General features: G+C 71.5%; 13 protein-coding genes. 6 read left to right on the top strand and 7 right to left on the bottom strand.

Features of this window, described 5'->3' with window-relative positions; translation table 11 throughout:
• Window positions 1-190 precede the first annotated feature (190 nt).
• On the top strand, window positions 191-1,210 hold the full coding sequence (locus OG552_RS34070) for a LacI family DNA-binding transcriptional regulator (protein WP_329139663.1): 1,020 nt from the start codon (window positions 191-193) through the stop codon (window positions 1,208-1,210).
• 13 nt (window positions 1,211-1,223) lie between these two features.
• Here the strand turns inward: OG552_RS34070 and OG552_RS34075 are convergent, their stop codons facing one another.
• The 4 genes from OG552_RS34075 to OG552_RS34090 form a co-directional block, all read right to left on the bottom strand.
• A complete protein-coding gene (locus tag OG552_RS34075) occupies window positions 1,224-3,200 on the bottom strand; it encodes an amylo-alpha-1,6-glucosidase (protein ID WP_329139665.1) in 1,977 nt (658 codons plus the stop codon).
• Window positions 3,197-4,549: an MGH1-like glycoside hydrolase domain-containing protein gene (locus tag OG552_RS34080; RefSeq protein ID WP_329139668.1), complete on the bottom strand. Its 1,353-nt coding sequence runs from the start codon at window positions 4,547-4,549 to the stop codon at window positions 3,197-3,199. The genes OG552_RS34075 and OG552_RS34080 overlap by 4 nt, the downstream gene beginning before the upstream one ends.
• Window positions 4,546-5,346, bottom strand: coding sequence for a sugar phosphate isomerase/epimerase family protein (locus tag OG552_RS34085; protein WP_329139669.1), 801 nt, complete (start codon window positions 5,344-5,346; stop codon window positions 4,546-4,548). Before OG552_RS34085 ends, OG552_RS34080 begins: the two co-directional genes overlap by 4 nt.
• 64 nt (window positions 5,347-5,410) lie before the next feature.
• Complete coding sequence (locus OG552_RS34090) at window positions 5,411-6,457, bottom strand: zinc-dependent alcohol dehydrogenase (RefSeq protein WP_329139671.1); 1,047 nt, start codon at window positions 6,455-6,457, stop codon at window positions 5,411-5,413.
• A 152-nt stretch (window positions 6,458-6,609) separates the two neighbouring features.
• Here OG552_RS34090 and OG552_RS34095 point away from each other — a divergent pair, with 152 nt between their 5' ends.
• From OG552_RS34095 to OG552_RS34115, 5 genes are read left to right on the top strand one after another with little or no spacing between them, the layout of a single operon-like run.
• Window positions 6,610-8,025 carry an ABC transporter substrate-binding protein gene (locus tag OG552_RS34095; RefSeq protein ID WP_329139673.1) on the top strand — a complete coding sequence of 472 codons (1,416 nt, stop codon included), beginning with the start codon at window positions 6,610-6,612 and terminating at the stop codon, window positions 8,023-8,025.
• A gap of 53 nt (window positions 8,026-8,078) precedes the next feature.
• Window positions 8,079-9,050 (top strand): carbohydrate ABC transporter permease, encoded by a 972-nt coding sequence (locus tag OG552_RS34100; protein ID WP_329139675.1) that lies wholly within the window; start codon window positions 8,079-8,081, stop codon window positions 9,048-9,050.
• Window positions 9,047-9,913, top strand: coding sequence for a carbohydrate ABC transporter permease (locus OG552_RS34105; RefSeq protein WP_329139677.1), 867 nt, complete (start codon window positions 9,047-9,049; stop codon window positions 9,911-9,913). The genes OG552_RS34100 and OG552_RS34105 overlap by 4 nt, the downstream gene beginning before the upstream one ends.
• A 22-nt stretch (window positions 9,914-9,935) precedes the next feature.
• Window positions 9,936-11,144, top strand: a complete 1,209-nt coding sequence (locus OG552_RS34110) for an ROK family transcriptional regulator (protein ID WP_329139678.1) — start codon at window positions 9,936-9,938, stop codon at window positions 11,142-11,144.
• A gap of 36 nt (window positions 11,145-11,180) precedes the next feature.
• Window positions 11,181-12,104: a Gfo/Idh/MocA family protein gene (locus OG552_RS34115; protein WP_329139680.1), complete on the top strand. Its 924-nt coding sequence runs from the start codon at window positions 11,181-11,183 to the stop codon at window positions 12,102-12,104.
• 112 nt (window positions 12,105-12,216) lie between these two features.
• Here OG552_RS34115 and OG552_RS34120 read toward each other — a convergent pair whose 3' ends face one another.
• The 3 genes from OG552_RS34120 to OG552_RS34130 all read right to left on the bottom strand — a co-directional run bounded on the left by OG552_RS34120 (window position 12,217) and on the right by OG552_RS34130 (window position 18,132).
• Window positions 12,217-15,585, bottom strand: coding sequence for a lectin (locus tag OG552_RS34120; RefSeq protein ID WP_329139682.1), 3,369 nt, complete (start codon window positions 15,583-15,585; stop codon window positions 12,217-12,219).
• A gap of 265 nt (window positions 15,586-15,850) precedes the next feature.
• Window positions 15,851-17,473, bottom strand: coding sequence for a sensor histidine kinase (locus OG552_RS34125; RefSeq protein WP_329139684.1), 1,623 nt, complete (start codon window positions 17,471-17,473; stop codon window positions 15,851-15,853).
• Window positions 17,470-18,132 carry a response regulator transcription factor gene (locus OG552_RS34130; protein ID WP_329139685.1) on the bottom strand — a complete coding sequence of 221 codons (663 nt, stop codon included), beginning with the start codon at window positions 18,130-18,132 and terminating at the stop codon, window positions 17,470-17,472. Before OG552_RS34130 ends, OG552_RS34125 begins: the two co-directional genes overlap by 4 nt.
• Window positions 18,133-18,200 lie beyond the last annotated feature (68 nt).

Below are 18,200 nucleotides of genomic sequence, written 5' to 3' on the forward strand. Positions count from 1 at the left end.
GGGGCGTGCCCCGGATCGGCCCCCTGAAGCGATTCATTTCATCGGTGTTACGCAGTAGGTAAGTAGCATCATCATTCACGTTCCGGGGCCGGGTTTGTGTGATTGAATAGGTTCAATCGCGGATTCGGGGGAGACCCCGCAGAGCGTCGGTCCGGGCACGACGAACCCGGCTGTGGAAGCGGGACGGAGCGTGGGATCCATGGTGGGGATCAAGGATGTGGCGCGGCAGGCAGGCGTCTCGGTGGGCACCGTCTCCAACGTGATCAACCGGCCCGACCTGGTGGCGGAAGAGACCAGGACACGCGTGCAGTCGGTGATCGCCAGGCTCGGTTACGTGCGCAGCGAGTCCGCCCGTCAGCTGCGGGCCGGCGCCAGCCGCATCATGGCGCTGCTGGTCCTGGACATGGGCAACCCGTTCTTCGTGGCGGTCGCCAGCGGCGCCGAGCGGACCGCGCGCTCGTCCGGTCTCGGGGTGATGGTCTGCAACAGCGCGCAGAGCGTCAGCGAGGAGCTCGAATACCTCTCGCTCTTCGCCGAACAGCGGGTCCGCGGCGTGCTGGTGACACCCGCCGACCCCAGCGGCCGCAGCCTCGACGGCCTGCGCAGCCAGGGCATCCCGTTCGTGCTCGTCGACCGCGTCTCGGCGGACCCGTCCGTCTGCTCGGTCTCGGTGGACGACGTGGCCGGTGGCCGGCTCGCCGTGCAGCACCTCATCGCGGCCGGCCATCGCGCCATCGTCTATGTCGGCGGTCCGCCGGAGGTGCCCCAGGTCCTGGACCGCAAGGCGGGGGCGCTCGCCGCGCTGGCCGAGGCCGGCCTGCCGCCGGAGTCGCTGACCGAGGTCTCCGCCGAGCGGCTCGATGTCGCCGCCGGGCGCGACGCGGGGTCGCGGCTGCTGGGCCTCGGCCACCGGCCCACCGCGGTCTTCTGCGCCAACGACCTGCTGGCGCTCGGCGTTCTGCAGTCGATGTTCGCGGCCCGGATCAGCGTCCCCGAGGAGATGGCGATCGTCGGCTACGACGACATCGAGTTCGCCGCTGCCGCCGCCGTCCCGCTCACCTCGGTCCGCCAGCCGGCCGTCTCCATGGGCCGGCTCGCGGCCGAGATGCTGATGGAGGAGACGGTTGGCGACACGGCGCACCACCAGCACCGTCAGACCGTCCTCCAGCCCGAACTGGTCGTCCGCGGCTCCAGCCTGCCCAGCCGCTGAGTCCGCGTCGCGTTCACCCCTGCGGGCGGTCGCCCAGCGCGGTCAGCAGCGCCAGCGGTGTCGCCGCCGCCCACGCCTGCGGGGAGCAGGCGTGCGGGTACGGGACCGGCTCGGGGTAGCGGTCGCGGCCGTAGCCGGCGATGACCTCCGGCAGCCGCCAGTCGTAGTGCCGCGCGGCGTCCAGCAGCCCGGTGGCGACCGTCCGCGCCTCGGCCACCAGTCCGTGCCGGGCCATCCCGAGCGCGATCACCGCGTTGTCGTGCGGCCAGATACCGCCGCGGTGATAGGAGAGCGGGTGGTACGGGTCCTGGCCGGCGGCGAGTGTGCGCACGCCCCAGCCGGAGAAGAAGTCCGGCTGCAGCAGGCGCCGGGCCACACGTTCCGCCCGGCCCTGGTCCAGGATCCCGGACCAGAGCAGATGCCCGGCGTCGGACCCCAGGGCGTCGACCCGGCGCTGCTCCCCGTCCAGGGCGAGGGCCGGGAAGTCCGCCTCGGCGAGCCAGAACTCCTGCGGGAAGCGCTGCCGCATCGAAGCCGCGGCGGTGTCGAGCCGATGGGCGAGTGTTTTGTCCCGCCACACTTCGGCAGCCAGGCGCGCGGTGCGGCGCAGGGCGTCGTACGCGTACCCCTGGGCTTCGGCGACCGCGATGGCGCCGGTCGCCTGGGTGCCGTCGGCGAAGCAGATCGCGCCGGCCGAGTCCTTCCAGTTCTGGTTGGCGAGGCCGCCGGCCGCCTCGTCCGAGGTGTAGACGAGCCAGCCGCCCCGGTCCAGGCCCCCGTCGCGGAACATCCACTCCACCGCCGCCCGGGCATGGGACTCCAGCCGGCGGGCGAGTGCGGTGTCCCCGGTGGCTTCGGTGTAGGAGTGCAGCAGCACCAGGAAGAGCGGGGTGGCGTCGACCGATCCGTAGTAGCGGCCGTAGGGCACCTGGTGGAAGTGCGCCAGCTCGCCGTACCGCAACTCGTGGGGGATGCGCCCGGGCTGCTCAAGACGCGACTGCTCGTAGCCGGTGCCCTGGGCCGCCGCGAGTGCGGTGAGCGCGGCGGCGGCGGTGCCGGGCCGGTACGGAAGGGCGAAGAGCGAGGTGAGCAGCGAGTCGCGGCCGAAGAGGGTGAGGAACCACGGGGTGCCGGCGCCCGGCACCTGGACGCTCTCGCCGTCCACGCCGGTGGCGGGCACCTGCAGCCCCGCGAGGTCGAGCAGACCCTGGCGGGCCGTCCGCGCCAGCTCAGGCCACCGCGTCAACTGCTCGGGGTGCGGCGCCGCGTCCACGAAGTCGCCTTCGGCCTGGCGCTGCCGGGCGAGCAGGGCGCCGGGGCCGGCGATGCCGTGCGCATCGCGCACCCCGGCGGGAGCCGGGCCGTGTGCGGGGAACGCCCGTACCGCGAGGGTGAGTTCGTAGCTTCCGTGGGCCGGCAGCGACAGCCGCCAGGTCAGCGTCCGGGCGGCGCCGGGCGGAGCGCCGTCCGCCGGGGCGATCGTGTCCGGCGCCGGGTCCGCGGTGACCGTGGTGGACGACGACCAGTCGGCGCCGCGCCGGTAGTGGAAGGTCACGCCGTCCGCCGCGTCCACGCTCTCCCGCTCGGCGCCGGGTTTCGGATAGCGGCGTTGGTCCGAGCGGAGTTCGAACTGGTCCGCGAAGTCCGCGTCGACGGTCAGGGTGAGGTCGGCCCGGGCGGTCCGCGGCAGGTTGTTGAGCAGCGTGACGCGCTCGACCAGCACGCCTGCACCGACCGCCTGCTCGCGCAGCACGGTGTAGACCGGCGGCTGGTCCCTGGTGCCCGGCGGGACCAGCACGATCCGCTGGTCGTCACCGGTGAGCACGGCGAGGCGCCGGCCGCCGGCGGTCAGCTGCCAGCGGCTGAGGTGGCGTGCGTCGCGCAGGAAGAGACCGTCCGGTGCGGCGCCGCGGCTGCCGGTGATGTCCCCTTCGGTGCCGATCACGGCGAAGGTGCCCTGGTGGACGAGAATCCTGGTGGCGGTCGTCATCGCCCGGCCTCCCGGTCGGCGAGCAGGTCCAAGGTGAGTGCCGCGGTCCAGCTGAAGTTCCGGATGCCGCGGCCGGCACCCGAGTGAGGGTCGACGTACTCCGCGAAGCCGGTGGCGCGGGCGTCGTCGAGAAAGCCGTCGAGCAACCGGGCGGCCCGTTCGGTGGCGCCGACCGCCCGCAGCCCGTGGTGGATCAGCCAGGCGGTGTTGAACCAGCTGGGGCCGCGCCAGTAGCGCTTGGCGTCGAACTCGGGGCCCTCCAGGTCGTAGCTGGGCACCATGTGCGAGGTGCCCAGCCCGAAGTGTTCCCCGGTGGCGGTGGCCGTCAGCGCGGTGACCACCGGTGCGGGGAGACCGGGCACCACCAGCGGCAGCAGGCCGTTGACCGCGATCACCGGCAGCAGCCGGTCGTCGTGGAGGTCCCGTGCGGCGAAGACGCTCCGCTCCTTGTCCCACAGCCGGTCGAGCAGTGCGCGGGTGAGGCGTTCTGCGCGGGCCCGCCCGGGGCCGGGATCGGCGCCGACCGCCTCGGCGATGTCGGCGAGGGCGTACTCCGAGGCGATGAGCAGCGCGTTGAAGCCGGGGTCCTCCACCCGGAAGACGTGCGCGGTGCGGGCGTCGTCGTAGCCGTGATCGCGGTAGGTGCGGGCCAGTTCGACGTACCGCGCGTAATCCAGGTCGGTCGGCCGGTCGGCGGCGGCGCTGTGCTTGAGGTCGGCGCGGCGGAAGGAGCCGCCCGGCGCGGGGGAGACCCGGTGCAGGGGCACGTCCCAGCAGGGGCTGTTGTCGAGCCCCGGCTCCCACGGGTGCACGATCGCGGCCAGGCCGTGGCCGCCGAGGTCGCGGTGTGCGGCGAGATAGCGGTGCCAGGCGTCGAGTTTGCGGTGTACCCGGCGCAGGAAGCCGCGCCGCTCGGACTCGTGCGGGTCGGCGAGGTGCGCCAGCCAGGCGGCCAGGGCGTGCACCGGGGGCTGCACGATGCCGGAGGTCTCCGGCGCGGCGGGTGCCCCGCTGCCGCGCCCGGCGGTCGAGGACCGCCAGAAGTCGGGGCTGGGGAAGTAGGCCTGCGGCGGGACCGCGGGGTTGAAGACGATGTGCGGGATCCGGCCGTCGCGCCACTGGGCGCTGAGCAGCGACTCCAGCTCCTGCTGGGCGCGGCGCGGCGACAGGTGGCGCAGCCCGATGGCGATGAAGGCCGAGTCCCAGCTCCACTGGTGGGGGTAGAGGGACTGGGACGGCACCGTGCCGGTGCCGGTCCAGTTGTCGAGCAGGACCCGGATCGCGGCGGCCCGCAGCCGCCGGTGATCACAGGAGGTGTCCTGCCGGCCGGCTTCGAGTACGGCCGTCATCCCGCCGCCCGTCGCAGGAACGCGGGCACCGAACGGACCGCCTGGAGCGGGTCGCCGGTCAGCCGGCACTCCGCGGCGAGGTAGCCGTCGTAGCCGATCGACTCCAGGGCGCCGAGCCAGGCCGGCCAGTCCAGGTGACCGGCCCCGGGCTGGAACCGGTTGGAGTCGCTGACCTGGGCGTGCCCGATGTACGGGGCGGCGGCGAGGATGGCGGCCGGCGGATCGGCCTCCTCGATGTTCATGTGGTAGCTGTCGATGCCGATCCGGACCGAGTCGAGACCCACCGTGCGGATCAGGTCGACCGCCTGCTCCAGCCGGTTGACCATGTGGTCCTCGTACCGGTTGAGCGGTTCGAGGAAGAGGCTGACGCCCTCGGCCCTGGCGTGCTCGCCGAGTTCGGTGAGCCCGGCGAGGAGCACCTCGCGGTCCTCGGCCTCGGTGCGCGGCGGTTCGAAGGGGGGCAGCCGCCGGGAGAACATGCCGTACGACGCCGGGGTCTGGGCGCCGAGGCCGCCGAGTTCGGCGATGACGGAGAGCTGGGACTTCATCTGCTCGACCGCGTCGCGGCGCAGGTCCTCGTCGAAGGCTCCGAGGAAGTGCAGCATGTCGACGCAGACGGTCGGCATGACCACACCGTCGGCCAGCGCCGCGCGCAGTTCCGGCAGCCGGTCGCGGAAGTGGAAGTCCCCCTTGCCGCGCAGTTCGATGGCGTCGTAACCCGCAGCCTGGGCGAAGTCCCACTTCGCCTGGAGGGTCTCGCCGGGCAGCAACTGCTCCTGGCAGGCAAGTCTGAACATGGAGATGGGCCTTTCGGGATCCGCGGGGGGCTGGGACTTCGGAACGCTGGAAATCCGCGAACTGTCAGAATTCCAGGACGACTTGGAGCGTCTCGGCGGGGCGCTCGTCGATCAGGGTGTAGGCGTCGGCCGCGTCGTCGGCCGGCACGAGGTGGCTGACCAGTGACGCGGTGTCCACCTGTCCGGCGGCGACCAGGCGCAGGAAGGTCTGCTGGAGGCGTTCCACCGTCCAGCGGTGCGCGAGGTGCGGGGGGACGCCGCCGATCTGGGAGCAGATCAACTGGACGCGGTTGTGGTGGAATTCGTCGCCGAGCCGCAGACCGGTGCCGTCGCCCTGGTAGAAGCCGGAGGCCACCACCCGGCCGCCGGCGGTGACCGTGCGCAGGGCTTCGTGCAGGGCCGGGTAGGCGCCGCTGATCTCGATGGCGAGGTCGGCACCGCGGCCGTCGGTGGTCTGGCGGACCGCTTCGGCCACCCCGCCCGCACGGGCGTTGAGCGTATGGCGCGCGCCGAAGCGGCGGGCGGCGTCCAGGCGGGCGTCGAGGGCGTCCACCGCCGTGACCACCGCGCCGTTGAGCTGTGCCAGGCGGGTGGTGAGCAGCCCGATGACCCCCTGCCCGAAGACGGCAACGTCCTCGCCGAGGTGGATGTCGCCGGCCAGCACCGCGTTGTACGCGATCGCGCCGACCCGGGCGAAGGCGCCGGCCAGGGGTTCGAGGCCGGCCGGGAGGCGGTGGCCGATCATCCGCTCAACCGGTACGACGCCCTCGCTGCGGTGGCCCCAGATGCCCCAGACCAGGTCCCCGGGACCGGGCAGTCCGGGGGTGCCGTCGAGTTCGGGGGAGACCTCGGTGACCTCGCCGACCTCGGAGTAGCCCCAGCCGGCCACCGGGTAGGTGATCCCGGCCACATCGTCGCGGAAGAGCCTGACCTGCGGGTCCCAGGTGCGCGTCAGATACGGGTTGGTGCCGCGGTACGCGGTCAGTTCGGTGCCCGCCGAGATGCCGGAGTAGCGGGTGCGGACGCGGAGATGGCCCGGCGGCAGCGGCTCGGAGGCGACGGTCGCGACCTCGACCTGACGAGGACCGGTGAACTGGACGATGCGTTCCACGATGACTCCGAACCCTGCGGGAAACCTGCTGTGATCAGCCATATGCACCTGGCTTACGTCGAAGATATCCGAGACTTAGGTCTTGTCAACACGCAAAAGTGGTGGTGTTATGCAACACGTTGTTTACACAGGCCGGCAAGTGAGGACGGTTCATGCGCATGTGGTCGCTCAGCGGCACGTCGAGAAGCCGGGGTCTGGCGGTGGGCACGGCGGCGGCACTCGGGATCGGGTTGCTGGCCGGCTGCTCCACGCAGGGCTCGACACCGCGTACGGGGAACACGATCACGGTCTGGAGCGAGGAGAACCTCCCGCCCCGGATGGCCGTGACCCAGAAACTGATCAACACCTTCGAGAAGCAGACCGGCCTCAAGGTCCACCTGGTGGGGGTCGACGAGAGCCAGCTCCCGCAGCTCGTCGAGTCGGCCGCCGCCGCGGGCAAACTGCCTGACGTGATGGGCGGCATCCCGCTCGCCCCGGTCTGGCAGATGTACAGCAACGGCCTGATCAACACCGACGCCACCGCGAAGGTGCTCGACAGCCTGGGCCGCTCCACCTTCAGCCCCAACGCGCTCAACCTGACCAGCGACGGGAGCAAGGCACTGTCCGTGCCCAGCGACTCCTGGCAGCAGATCCTGGTCTACCGCAAGGACCTCTTCGCCAAGGCCCACCTGCCGGTCCCCGACACCTACGCCAACATCCTCAAGGCGGCCCAGACCCTCGACAAGGGCTCCATGTCCGGGATCTCGGTGGCCGACGACCCCACCGACGTCTTCACCCAGCAGAGCTTCGAGGACTTCGCGGTCGCCAACAACTGCGGGCTGGTCGACAGCGCCGGCAAGGTCACCCTGGACAGCCCGCAGTGCCGGCGCACCTTCGCGGCCTACCGGCAGCTCGCGGCCACCGGGCCGGCCGGCACCCAGACCGTCGACACCACCCGGGCGACGTACCAGGCCGGCCAGTCCGCGATGGTCGTGTGGTCGACCTACCTGCTCAACTCACTGGCCGGCCTGCGCAACGACGTCCTGCCGAACTGCCCGCAGTGCAAGGCCGACACATCCTTCCTGACGAAGAACTCGGGCATCGTCACCGCCATCAAGGGGCCGGACGGCACCGAACCCGCGCAGTTCGGCGAGATCTCCTCGTGGACCATCACCAAGTACGCCAACGCCCCGGCCGCCGAGAAGTTCGTGCAGTTCATGATGGGCGCCGGCTACGAGGGCTGGCTCGGCATGGAACCCGAAGGAAAGATCCCGGTCCGTTCCGGCACCACCGCCGATCCCCAGAAGTACGTCACCGACTGGCGTGGCATGAAGATCGGCGTCGACACCGTCGAGCCGATGAACAAGCTCTTCCCCGCCGCTCTCCTGGACCAGTTGCTGGCCGGGGTCGGCCGGATGCAGCGCTGGGGCATCACCCAGGGCCAGGGCGCCCTGGTCGGCGCCACCGAAGGCACCCTGCCGGTGCCCAAGGCCATCGGGTCGATGGCCGGCGGCGACAACCTGTCCCCCTCGGACGCCGCCCGTCAGGCCAAAGACGCCGTCGGGGCCCTGAAGAAGACGCTCCTTTGATGTCCACCGCCGCCGCCTTGAGCCGCACCGAGCCGCCCGATGAGGAAACACCGATGAGCACACCCACCGCCGGGAAACGCCGCCGGCTCTCGCCCATGGAACGCCGGCAGAACAGAGCCGGTCTGGCCTTCGTCACGCCGACTCTGCTCGTGGTCCTGGTGATCGTCATCCTGCCGATCGCCTGGACCGTGCTGCTCGCCTTCCAGCAGGCCAAACTGATCGACCTGCAGGGCATGGGCCTGTTCGGCCACTGGACCTGGCGCAACTTCGACCAGGTCTTCACCGCCCCGGGCTTCTGGAGCTCGCTGTGGACGACCCTCGTCTACACGATCGGAGGCACCGTCGGGTCGATCGTGCTCGGCCTGATCGCCGCACTCGCCCTGCGCCGTCCGTTCCGGGGCCGCGGCCTGGTCCGCAGCACCATGCTGCTTCCCTACGTGGCCCCGGTCGTCGCGGTCACCTTCGTCTGGGAGACCGCGCTCAGCCCGCAGACCGGCATCATCAACAACTGGGGCGCGCACGTCCTGGGCTGGCACAAGCCCATCGCGTTCCTGTCCACCAGTTCGTACCCGGTGGACCTGCTGGGCGTCCACGTCCATCTGCCGCTCGCCCTGATGACCGTGGTGGCCTTCGAGATCTGGCGCTACTTCCCGTTCGCCTTCCTGTTCCTGCTGGCACGGCTGCAGGCCGTACCGGCCGGGATCGAGGAGGCGGCCACCGTGGACGGCGCCACTCTCACCCAGCGCTTCCGCCACATCCTGCTGCCGCAGCTCATGCCGGTGATCGCCCTGCTCTCGGTGCTGCGTTTCATCATGACGTTCAACAAGTTCGACGACATCTACCTGCTCACCGGCGGGAACTCCGGCACCGAAGTGGTCTCGGTGCGGGTCTACAACTTCCTGACCGCCAGCTACGACGTCGGCGCCGCGGCCGCCCAGGCCCTGGTCCTGGCCGCCATCCTCGTCGTGCTGCTGGGCATCTACTTCGCATTCTTCGCCAAGCGTGTCCAGGAGGAAGAGGCATGAGCCGGGCACAGTTCGAGGACCGCCTCTTCGGCGGCCTGCGGTACGTGGTCATCGCCGCGCTGCTGATAGCCACCGTGTTCCCCTTCTACTACATGGTGATGCTCTCCTTCCGGCCCACCGGTCAACTGCTCCTGCACCCGGGGTCGTTGTGGATCGACGCGCACGACCTGACACTGAGCACCTACAAGACCATCCTGGAGCCGACCTCCAAGGGCGGCCAGGGCCTGCTGGGGATGCTGCGCAACTCCGCACTGGTCTCGCTCGGCACCGTGGTGCTGACCCTGGCCGCGGCCATACCGGGCTCATGGGCGATCAGCCGGCTGAAGTTCATCGGCAGCCGCCAGATCAGCGCCATGTTCCTGGCCGTCTATCTCTTCCCCGCGACGCTGCTCGCGGTGCCGCTGTTCGTGATGTTCGCCCGGATCGGACTCCAGGGCAGCCTGGTGGGCCTGGCGGTGGTCTACATCGCGCAGACCGTGCCGGTGTCGATCTATATGCTGAAGAACTACTTCACCACCGTCCCGGTGAGCATCGAGGAGGCCGCCGCACTCGACGGCTGCTCGCGGTGGCAGATCCTGCGCCGCGTCGTCCTGCCGCTGGCCGCTCCGTCCTTGATGGCGACCGGTCTGTATGTCTTCATGATCGCCTGGAACGAGTTCCTCTTCGCCCTGCTGTTCCTGGCCGCGACCCCGTCCAAGTGGACCGTCTCGCTGGGACTTTCGCAGATGAACAACGCCATCGAAGTGCCGACCACGGTCCTCATGGCGGGCTCGGTGGTCCTCACCATCCCCGTGATAATCCTGTTCTACGTCGCGGAACGGTTCCTCACCGAGGGTCTGACCACCGGCGCGGACAAGAGCTGAACACATGAGGAGGCCGCACGCGATGGCATCGCCCCGGAGCACCGCCGGACATCTGCTGGACCTGATCCGTACCGGACAGGCCGGCACACGGGGCGAACTGCAGCGTCTCACCGGGCTGTCCCGCTCCACCGTCGGCCACCGCCTGGACCAGCTCTTCGCGGCCGGCTGGCTCGCCGAGGCACCCGGCCGGCTGTCCACCGGCGGACGGCCGTCCGTCCGGCTGACGTTCGACCCTGGCCACGCCGTGGTGCTGGCCGCCGACCTGGACACCACCCACGGCCATGCCGCCGTCCTCGACCTCGCCGGCACGGTGCTGGCCGAACACCGGGGCGTGCTGCGGGTGTCCGACGGCCCGGAGGAGGTGCTGGACCGGCTGGCCGGCTGGTTCGCCGACCTGCTCGCGCGCACCGGCCGCGCCGCACACGCGGTGTGCGGGGTCGGACTGTCGGTACCGGGCCCGGTCGAGTTCGACTCCGGCCTGGTCATCCGGCCGCCGATCATGCCCGGCTGGGACGGTTACCCGATCCGGGAGCGGCTGCGGCGGACGCTGGCCGAGCAGGCCGGAACCAGCCCCGAGCTGCCGGTGCTGACCGACAACGACGCCAACCTGATGGCGCTCGGCGAGCAGCGCGCGGGCTGGCCGGAGTGCTCGACCTTCGTCCTGGTGAAGGTCTCGACCGGCATCGGCGCCGGCGTCGTGATCGACGGTGAGGTCTTCCGCGGCGTGGACGGCGGCGCGGGCGACCTCGGCCACATCCGGCTGCACGACCGCCCCGACGCCCGCTGCATGTGCGGCTCCTACGGCTGCCTGGCCGCGGTGGCCAGCGGACGGGCGGTCGCCGGGCAGCTCGCGGCGCTCGGGGTCGCCGCCGAGTCGGGCACCGATGTGCGCGCCCACCTGGACGACGGCCAGCCCGACGCGGTCCGGCTCACCCGCGAGGCCGGCCAGCGCTGCGGGGAGGTCCTGGCCACCGCCGTCACCCTGCTCAACCCCGGCGTGCTGATGATCGCCGGCGACCTCGCGGAGACCCACTTCCTCACCGGCATCCGTGAACTGCTCTACCAGCGGGCCCTGCCGCGCTCCACCCGCAGCCTGCAGGTGGTCACCGCCCGGCTCGGCGACCGGGCCGCACTCACCGGCGCCACCGCCATGGTCGTCGAGCACCTCTACGCGCCGGAGCAGGCCGACGCGCGGCTCGGCGCATCGGCGGGGGAACTCACCCCGTCCTGATCAGGGCCGCCCGGCCCACCCGACAGGAGTACCACCGTGTCATCCGCGTCATCGGCGTCATCCGCTCTTCCCGCCCCCGCGGGTTCCCCCCGTCCCGCCCCGGTCCGCGTCGGTCTGATCGGCGCCGGGCCCTGGGCCCGGGACATGCACGCCCCCATGCTGGCCGCCGGACCCGAGACCACCCTGACAGCGGTCTGGGCCCGGCGGCCGGACGCCGCCGCGGCGCTCGCCCACGAGCACGGTGCCGCCGTGGCCGCCTCCCCGGAGGAGCTCTTCGACGCCTGCGAGGCGGTGGCCTTCGCCGTACCGCCCGCCGTCCAGGCACCTCTTGCCGTACGCGCCGCCCGGGCCGGAAAGGCCCTGCTGCTGGACAAGCCGCTGGGCGCCGATCTGGCCGCGGCCCGCGAGGTGGCCGCGGCCGTCGCTGAGGCCGGTGTCGTGTCGCAACTGGTGCTGACGAAGCGCTACCACCCGGCGACCCGGGACTTCCTGGCCGCCGCCCGCGGCACCGAGGTGACCGGCGCCCGGTCCTGCTACCTCCACGGCGCCTTCCTCGGCGGGGAGATGGCGACCGGCTGGCGGCTGACCGAGGGCGCGTTGCTCGACCTCGGCCCCCACCTGCTGGACCTGCTCGACACCGCGGTCGGCCCGATCACCGCCCTGCGCGCCACCGGTGACCCCCGCCGCTGGGTCGAGCTGACCTGCGAGCACGAGAACGGCGCGGTGAGCCAGGCGTCGCTGTCCGGCGCGGTCCGGCTGCCCAGGGCCCGTACCCGTATCGAACTCTTCGGCCCCGCCGGAGAACTGACCTGGGACAGCGCCGGCGCGAGCCACCGGGAGAGCTGGCCACTGCTGCGGGCGGAGTTCGCCGCGGCGGTGCGCACCGGCGTCGGCGGCCCGCTGGACGCCGCGCGCGGGCTCCGTCTCCAGGAACTCATCGCGATGGGATCAGGTGATTAGCCTCGCGTTATGTCCACCGGTCCCACCCAACTGGCTCCGGGCTTCCTTCCCCGCTCGTGGGCGGGGAAGGAAGCCCGGAGGTGTCACCGGTCTCAGCGGCCGGCAGCCGGCCTCATCCGCCGATGCCGATCGCGAAGAGGTGGACCGTCCCGGTCGCGCCGGTGACCGGCAAGGTCACCGAGGCCACGGTCCTGGTGGGATCCAGCGGCACCTTGACGGCGAAGACATACGCCTTCACGTTGTCCGTCCCGCCACTGGAGGTGTTGCGGTAACCGGTGGTGACCGCCGTGGTGTTGCCCGCCACCGGCTTGCTGGAACCGCCGTTGAGCGTCCAGTCCGAGAAGGTGACCGTCGCCTTGGCGGTGGTGCCGTCGGTGTACGTGGCGGTGACCGCCCCCGGCACGCCGCTGCCGTCGGTCGGCGCGTTGGTCGCCGAGCCGAGCAGCCCGAGGAAGGCACCTGAGGTGCCCGCGGGCTGCGGGATCGTCTGGCCCGCCACCTCCAGGTTGTCGGGCCGTCCCGCGGCGATGGTGGGCCAGGTGTAGTCGATGCCGTCCGCGCTGACCTTCGCGCCGCTGGTGATCCCCGCGGCGGTCATCGCGTTCTGCGAGTACGCCCAGCCGCCGTCGTCGAACCCGCCGCCGAAGTGGGTCCCGTCGGGGTAGATCCCCTCGTTCGACTCGTACGGCCACAGCTCGCCGGGCTGCGCGACGGCCACCCGGAGGGTCGCTCCGGTCAGCGCGGCGCCGCTGTCGTGGTCGGTGAGGGCGAAGGTCACCGCGTAGGAGCCCTCGGTGTCGCCCGCCGTGACGGGCACCGTGGCCTGCGCGCTGCCCGACGGCGGCACGGTCAGGGAACCCGAGGAGGTGCCGAGTGTCACTCCGGTGGGCGCGGTGGCGGTCCAGTCCACGGTGACGGCCTTGGCACCCAGGTTGGTCACCCGCAAGGTGGCGTCACCGGAGGCGCCCGGCGCGACGATCAGTCCGTCGCTGGTCGGGCCGGTCGCCGCGAGCACCCGCCCGCCGCCGGTGGAGTCCGACGGGGGAGCCGCGTCGGGGGAGGTGGCCCACGACGTGTTCGGCACGGTGTTGAGGCTGTAGTCGAGGGTGCCGGCCTTCTCGAACTGCGCGAAGGTCAGCCAGGAGGTCTTCCACGCCTTGCCCTTGACGTCCAGGGCCTGCACGTAGGGGGCGTCGACGGCGGCACCGGGGGCGTTGATCGCGACCTGCTTGCCGTTGCCGAGGGTGACCTTCGCCAGCGGGAACACCGGGCTGCCCAGCACCAGCGTGTCGGTGCCGGGGGTCTCCGGGTACATCCCCAGCGCCGACCAGACGTACCAGGAACTCATCGCCCCCAGGTCGTCGTTGCCGAACGAGCCGACCGGCGCGTTGAAGTACAGCTTCTGCTGCGCCTGGCGGACGGCGGCCTGGGTCTTCCACGGCTGCCCGAGGTAGTCGTACTCCCAGGGGATCTCCAGACTGGGCTCGTTGCTCAGGTTGGCGTTGGTGTCCGACGGATCGGTGATGTTGCTCAGCAGGCTGTCCAGGTACGACGCGTAGGCCGCCGGGCCGCCGCGGGCGGTGATCAGCTCCTGGAGGTTGAACGGGACCATCGGCGTGTACTGGGCGGACGTGCCCTCCACGAAGCCGTTGGAGGTGCCCGGGGTGAAGCCGCCGGCGAACTGCCCGTCGGAGTTCTTGCCCTGGATGTATCCGGTCTGCGGGTTGAAGACGTTCATCCAGTCCTGGGCGCGGGTGGCGAACGTGGTGTAGTCCGCGGTCTTGCCGAGCGACTTGGCGAAGGACGCCACCGCGTAGTCGGCGCTGTCGTACTCCAGCTGGGTCGAGACCGGGCCGTAGAAGTTGCAGCAGCCGTACGTCCCGTCCAGCGGGAGGTAACCCTTGGCGTCGCGCACGGCCTCGCCGGGGCGGTCCTGGTTGGGCACCGTCGCCTCGTGCTCGACCGCCTCCAGGGCGTGCGCCGCGTCGAAGTTCCGGACACCGAAGGCGTAGGCGTCAGCGATGATCGCGGCGGCCGGGTCGCCGACCATGACGTAGCTCTCGCCGTTGTTGGAAGCCCACTTGGGCAGCAGGCCGGTCTGGTCGTAGCCGTTGAGCATCGAGGTGACGATGTCACCGGTCTGCTGGGGCGCGACCATGGCGATCAGCTGGGTCTGGGAGCGGTAGGTGTCCCAGGCCGAGTAGTTGGCGTACTGCGCCTTCTGGCCCTTGGTGAGCTTGTGGACCTGGTTGTCCATGCCCATGTACTGGCCGTTGTCGTCGGAGAAGACGTTGGGGTGCAGCAGCGAGTGGTAGAGCGCGGTGTAGAACTGCACCTGCTGGTCCTGGCTGCCGCCGCCGATCTGCACCTTGCCCAGGATGTCGTTCCAGGCGGTGTGGTTGGCCTTCTCCATGGCGTCGAAGTTGAAGCCCTTGACCTCGGTCGACAGGTTCGCGGCAGCGTTGTCGTCGCTGGTGTAGGAGATGCCGACGGCTGCCGTCACCGCGGCGTTCGCGGAGGTGTCGAAGGTCAGGTACATCCCGTTGGCGCCGGTGACCGGCGGACTGCTCGCCGCGGGGGTGTTGGTGGCGGCCTTGCCCGCGGCGGTGCCGCTCGGGTGGACCTTCGGCGACGGCGCGGCCGGCACGGTGAAGTGCGGCTCGTGCAGCGCGGTGCCGGGGTGGGTGGCCAGCTTCTGCTGCGGCCGGCCGAGGCTGAGCGCGGTCGCGTCCGGGTTGATGGTGCTGCCGACCCAGGTGCCGCTGCCGGTGAACGGCCGGCTGAACTTGATGTCGAAGTGCAGCGTGTAGCGGTTGCCCGCGCCGCAGAAGTGCCCGCTGTCGACCGAGCCGCTCACCTCGCGGTCGCTGACCACCCGCACCCGGGTGCCGTCCACCTGGGTGGCGCCGCCGCTCAGCTTGAGCAGCAGGCTGGACTGCGCGCCGGCCGGGAAGGTGAACCGGCCCAGGCCCGCCCGGGTGGTGTCGGTGAGTTCGGTGGTGATGCCCTTGGCGTCCTTGACGCCGTAGTACCCGACTCCGGTCTGCTCGTTGTCGTGGCTGAACTGCGACGACAGGTCGGAGAGGTTCCCGGTGAGCGCGCCGGTGACCGGCAGGATCGGTACGTCACCTGCGACGTCGCAGCCGGGACCGGAGACATGGGTCAGGCTGTAGCCGGAGATCTTGGTGCTGTTGTACTCGTAGCCGCCGCCCTGGGTCCGGCTGGGAGTCGTGTCAGGACCCCACTGCATCATGCCGAAGGGCATGTCGGGCCCGGGAAAGGTGTTGACGGCGCCTGAGGTGCCGATGAGCGGGTTGACCAGGGCCGCGGGGTCCGCCACGGGTTTCGGGCCGGACGCCGCGTTCGCACCGGCGAGGGACTGGAGTGGCAGGACGACCATGCCCAGCACCGACACCACGGCCAGGCGTCGGCGGAATCTGCTGCTGATACGGGGCGCTCGCAGGCGCCGTGGTCCAACCATCGGTTGCCTCCGCAGTTCATGCTTCGCAGAAGGTGTGCCAGGGACGGGTGGCGTCCTCGATCGGCATCGGCGCCGTGCGACGAGACAGTCTGACAACGTTGCCAATCTGCACGATGGATGAGTAGAACGCGGACCGTGAGGGCATGTCAATGCGTCCGACCGGGACTGGTGTTCTCTTTACCGTCGGTCCGTCCAGGCTCATCTGCCCCAGCCGGAACCGGAGTTGGTGGCTCCGGTTGCCCGCCGGGGCCGGTGTCCCGCCTGGTCAGGGCAGCGGCGGCAGGCGCAGTTCGAACCTCGCGCCCCCGTGTGCGGCCGGGGCCAGGATCAGCCGGCCGCCGTGCCGTTCGGCCACGTCACGGGCGATGGCCAGGCCGAGTCCCGCCCCGCCGTCGTCGCTGCTGCGGGCCTCGTCCAGCCGCACGAACCGCTCGAAGATCCGCTCGCGTTCCGCCGCCGGGACACCCGCGCCGTCGTCCTGCACCGCGAGGACGACCTCACCGGCGCCTGCGTCGTACGTCAGGGAAACGGCGACCGCGCTCCGGGCGTGGCGCTGCGCGTTGTCGAGGAGGTTGCCGAACACCCGGGACAACTGGACGCGGGACCCCATGACGAGCCCGCGGCCGTCGCCGGGGGCGCCGGGGACGATGCGCAGCCGGTCGTCGGTGCGCTCCGCGATCTCCTCGGCGACGAGCGCGGCCAGGTCGACCTCGGCCGGCTGCGGCTGTTCGCCCGCGTCGAGCCGGGCGAGCAGCAGCAGATCGGCGGCGAGCCGCTGCAGCCTGACGGCGTCCTCCACGGCGCCCGGCACGTCCAGCAGATGCGGATGCGCCGAACCCACCTCCAACTGGGTGCGCAGCGAGGCGATCGGGCTGCGCAGTTCGTGCGACGCGTCCGCGACGAACCGGCGCTGCCGGTCGACCGCCGCTTCGAGCGAGGTGAGCGTCTCGTTGGTGGTCCGCGCGAGCCGGGCGACCTCGTCGCGGCTCCTGGGCTGCGGCACCCGCCGGGACAGGTCGCCCGACGCGGTGATCGCCGCCATCTCCCGCCGGATGCCCTCCACCGGGGTGAGCGCACGTCTGGTCACCAGCCAGGTGACTCCGCCGACGACGAGGAGGAGCAGCGGAAGCCCGGTCAGCATGGCGGCGGTCGCGGTGCGGACCGCACTCTGCCGGGCCGCGAGCGAGGCCCCGGCGCGGACCACGACCTTCCGCTTCGCCTGGTCGGTGACCTCGATGGTGACGAAGCGGTAGTCGCCGGTGCGGCCGTCCACGGTGACCCGCGCCGTCGTGTGCGACAGCACGTCACCGACGCTGCCGAGGGCGGGCGGGGCGGTGGTGGCGTCGTCATGGCCGCCGCCGCTCTCGTCCCCGCCGTCCTGACCGCGGTGGTCGTCGGCGCGCGGACCGGCGGTCGCGCTGTTGTCGTCATCGCCCGGGCCGCCGCTCCGGCCCCGTCCGCCGTCGTCGAAGAGGGCGGGGGAGGGGGCCGGGACGGAAGACGCCGACGGCGCGGGGGACTTCGCGGCGGGCGGCGCCACCGGCGCGGTGACCGGACCCATGCCCTTCCCCGTGACGCGGGTGAGCCCCTTGCCCGCCGCGAGGAGGGTGCCGTCGGGTGTGATCACCTGCACGGGGTGGTCGCTCGCGTCCGGGAGCCGCAGATCCGGGTACGACGTGGGGGCCGGCACGTCCGCGATGATGTGGAGCGCGACGTCCCGTGCGGTGGAATCCGCCGCGCGGTCGGCCTGCCCGGTGAGGTTCGACCGCAGGGCGGCGAGCACCGCGACGGCCGCGGCGGCCAGGGCGATCGCGACGACCACCGTGGCGGCGAGGGTGGTCCTGGCCCGTACGGAGCCGAAGAGCCGGCCGCGGACCGCCCCGGTCACGGTGTCGCCAACCGGTAGCCGGCGCCGCGTACCGTCTGGATCGTGGCGGGCCCCAGCTTGCGGCGCAGCGTACTGATGTAGACCTCGATGATGTTGGGGTCCCCGGCGTAGGCGAAGTCCCAGACGTGTTCGAGGATGTGCGCCTTGGCGACGATCTCCCCCGGGCGGAGCGCGAGCTGCTCCAGCACGGCGAACTCCTTGGCGGTGAGCGCGATTTCGACGTCGTCGCGGAACACCCGGCGGGTGCCGGTGCCGATGACCAGACCCGCGGCACGCACCACCGGGGAACCGCCGGACGAGCCCCGGCGGCGCAGCAGGGCCTTGATCCTGGCGACCAGCACCACATACGAGAAGGGCTTGGTCAGATAGTCGTCGGCGCCGGTGTCGAGCCCCTCGGCCTCGTCGTACTCGCCGTCCTTCGCGGTCAGCATCAGGATCGGTACGTCGTTGCCGGCCGCGCGCAGGGCGGCGCAGATCCGGAACCCGTTCATACCGGGCAGCATGATGTCCAGCACGAGGAGGTCGTAGCCGTGCTCGCCGGCCAGGTGCAGCCCTTCGAGCCCGTCGTGGACCACGTCCACGGCGAAGCCCTCCGCTCCCAGGCCCTTGGCCAGGGAGACGGCAAGGCGTCTCTCGTCCTCCACGATCAGCAGGCGCACGCGGTAAGCGTGACAGACCGTACCTGAAGGAGTCTTCAGGTCGCTTCAGGCTGCGTTCAGCTCGCCCG

The organism is Streptomyces sp. NBC_01476 (assembly GCF_036227265.1).
In the GTDB taxonomy this organism is placed as follows: domain Bacteria; phylum Actinomycetota; class Actinomycetes; order Streptomycetales; family Streptomycetaceae; genus Actinacidiphila.

Bases quoted from the DNA above. Each gene is read 5' to 3' on its own strand.
- OG552_RS34100 (WP_329139675.1), top strand. From the start codon at position 8,079: ATGAGCACACCCACCGCCGGGAAACGCCGCCGGCTCTCGCCCATGGAA.
- OG552_RS34110 (WP_329139678.1), top strand. From the start codon at position 9,936: ATGGCATCGCCCCGGAGCACCGCCGGACATCTGCTGGACCTGATCCGT.
- OG552_RS34095 (WP_329139673.1), top strand. From the start codon at position 6,610: ATGCGCATGTGGTCGCTCAGCGGCACGTCGAGAAGCCGGGGTCTGGCG.
- OG552_RS34120 (WP_329139682.1), bottom strand. From the start codon at position 15,585: ATGGTTGGACCACGGCGCCTGCGAGCGCCCCGTATCAGCAGCAGATTC.
- OG552_RS34075 (WP_329139665.1), bottom strand. From the start codon at position 3,200: ATGACGACCGCCACCAGGATTCTCGTCCACCAGGGCACCTTCGCCGTG.
- OG552_RS34080 (WP_329139668.1), bottom strand. From the start codon at position 4,549: ATGACGGCCGTACTCGAAGCCGGCCGGCAGGACACCTCCTGTGATCAC.
- OG552_RS34105 (WP_329139677.1), top strand. From the start codon at position 9,047: ATGAGCCGGGCACAGTTCGAGGACCGCCTCTTCGGCGGCCTGCGGTAC.
- OG552_RS34085 (WP_329139669.1), bottom strand. From the start codon at position 5,346: ATGTTCAGACTTGCCTGCCAGGAGCAGTTGCTGCCCGGCGAGACCCTC.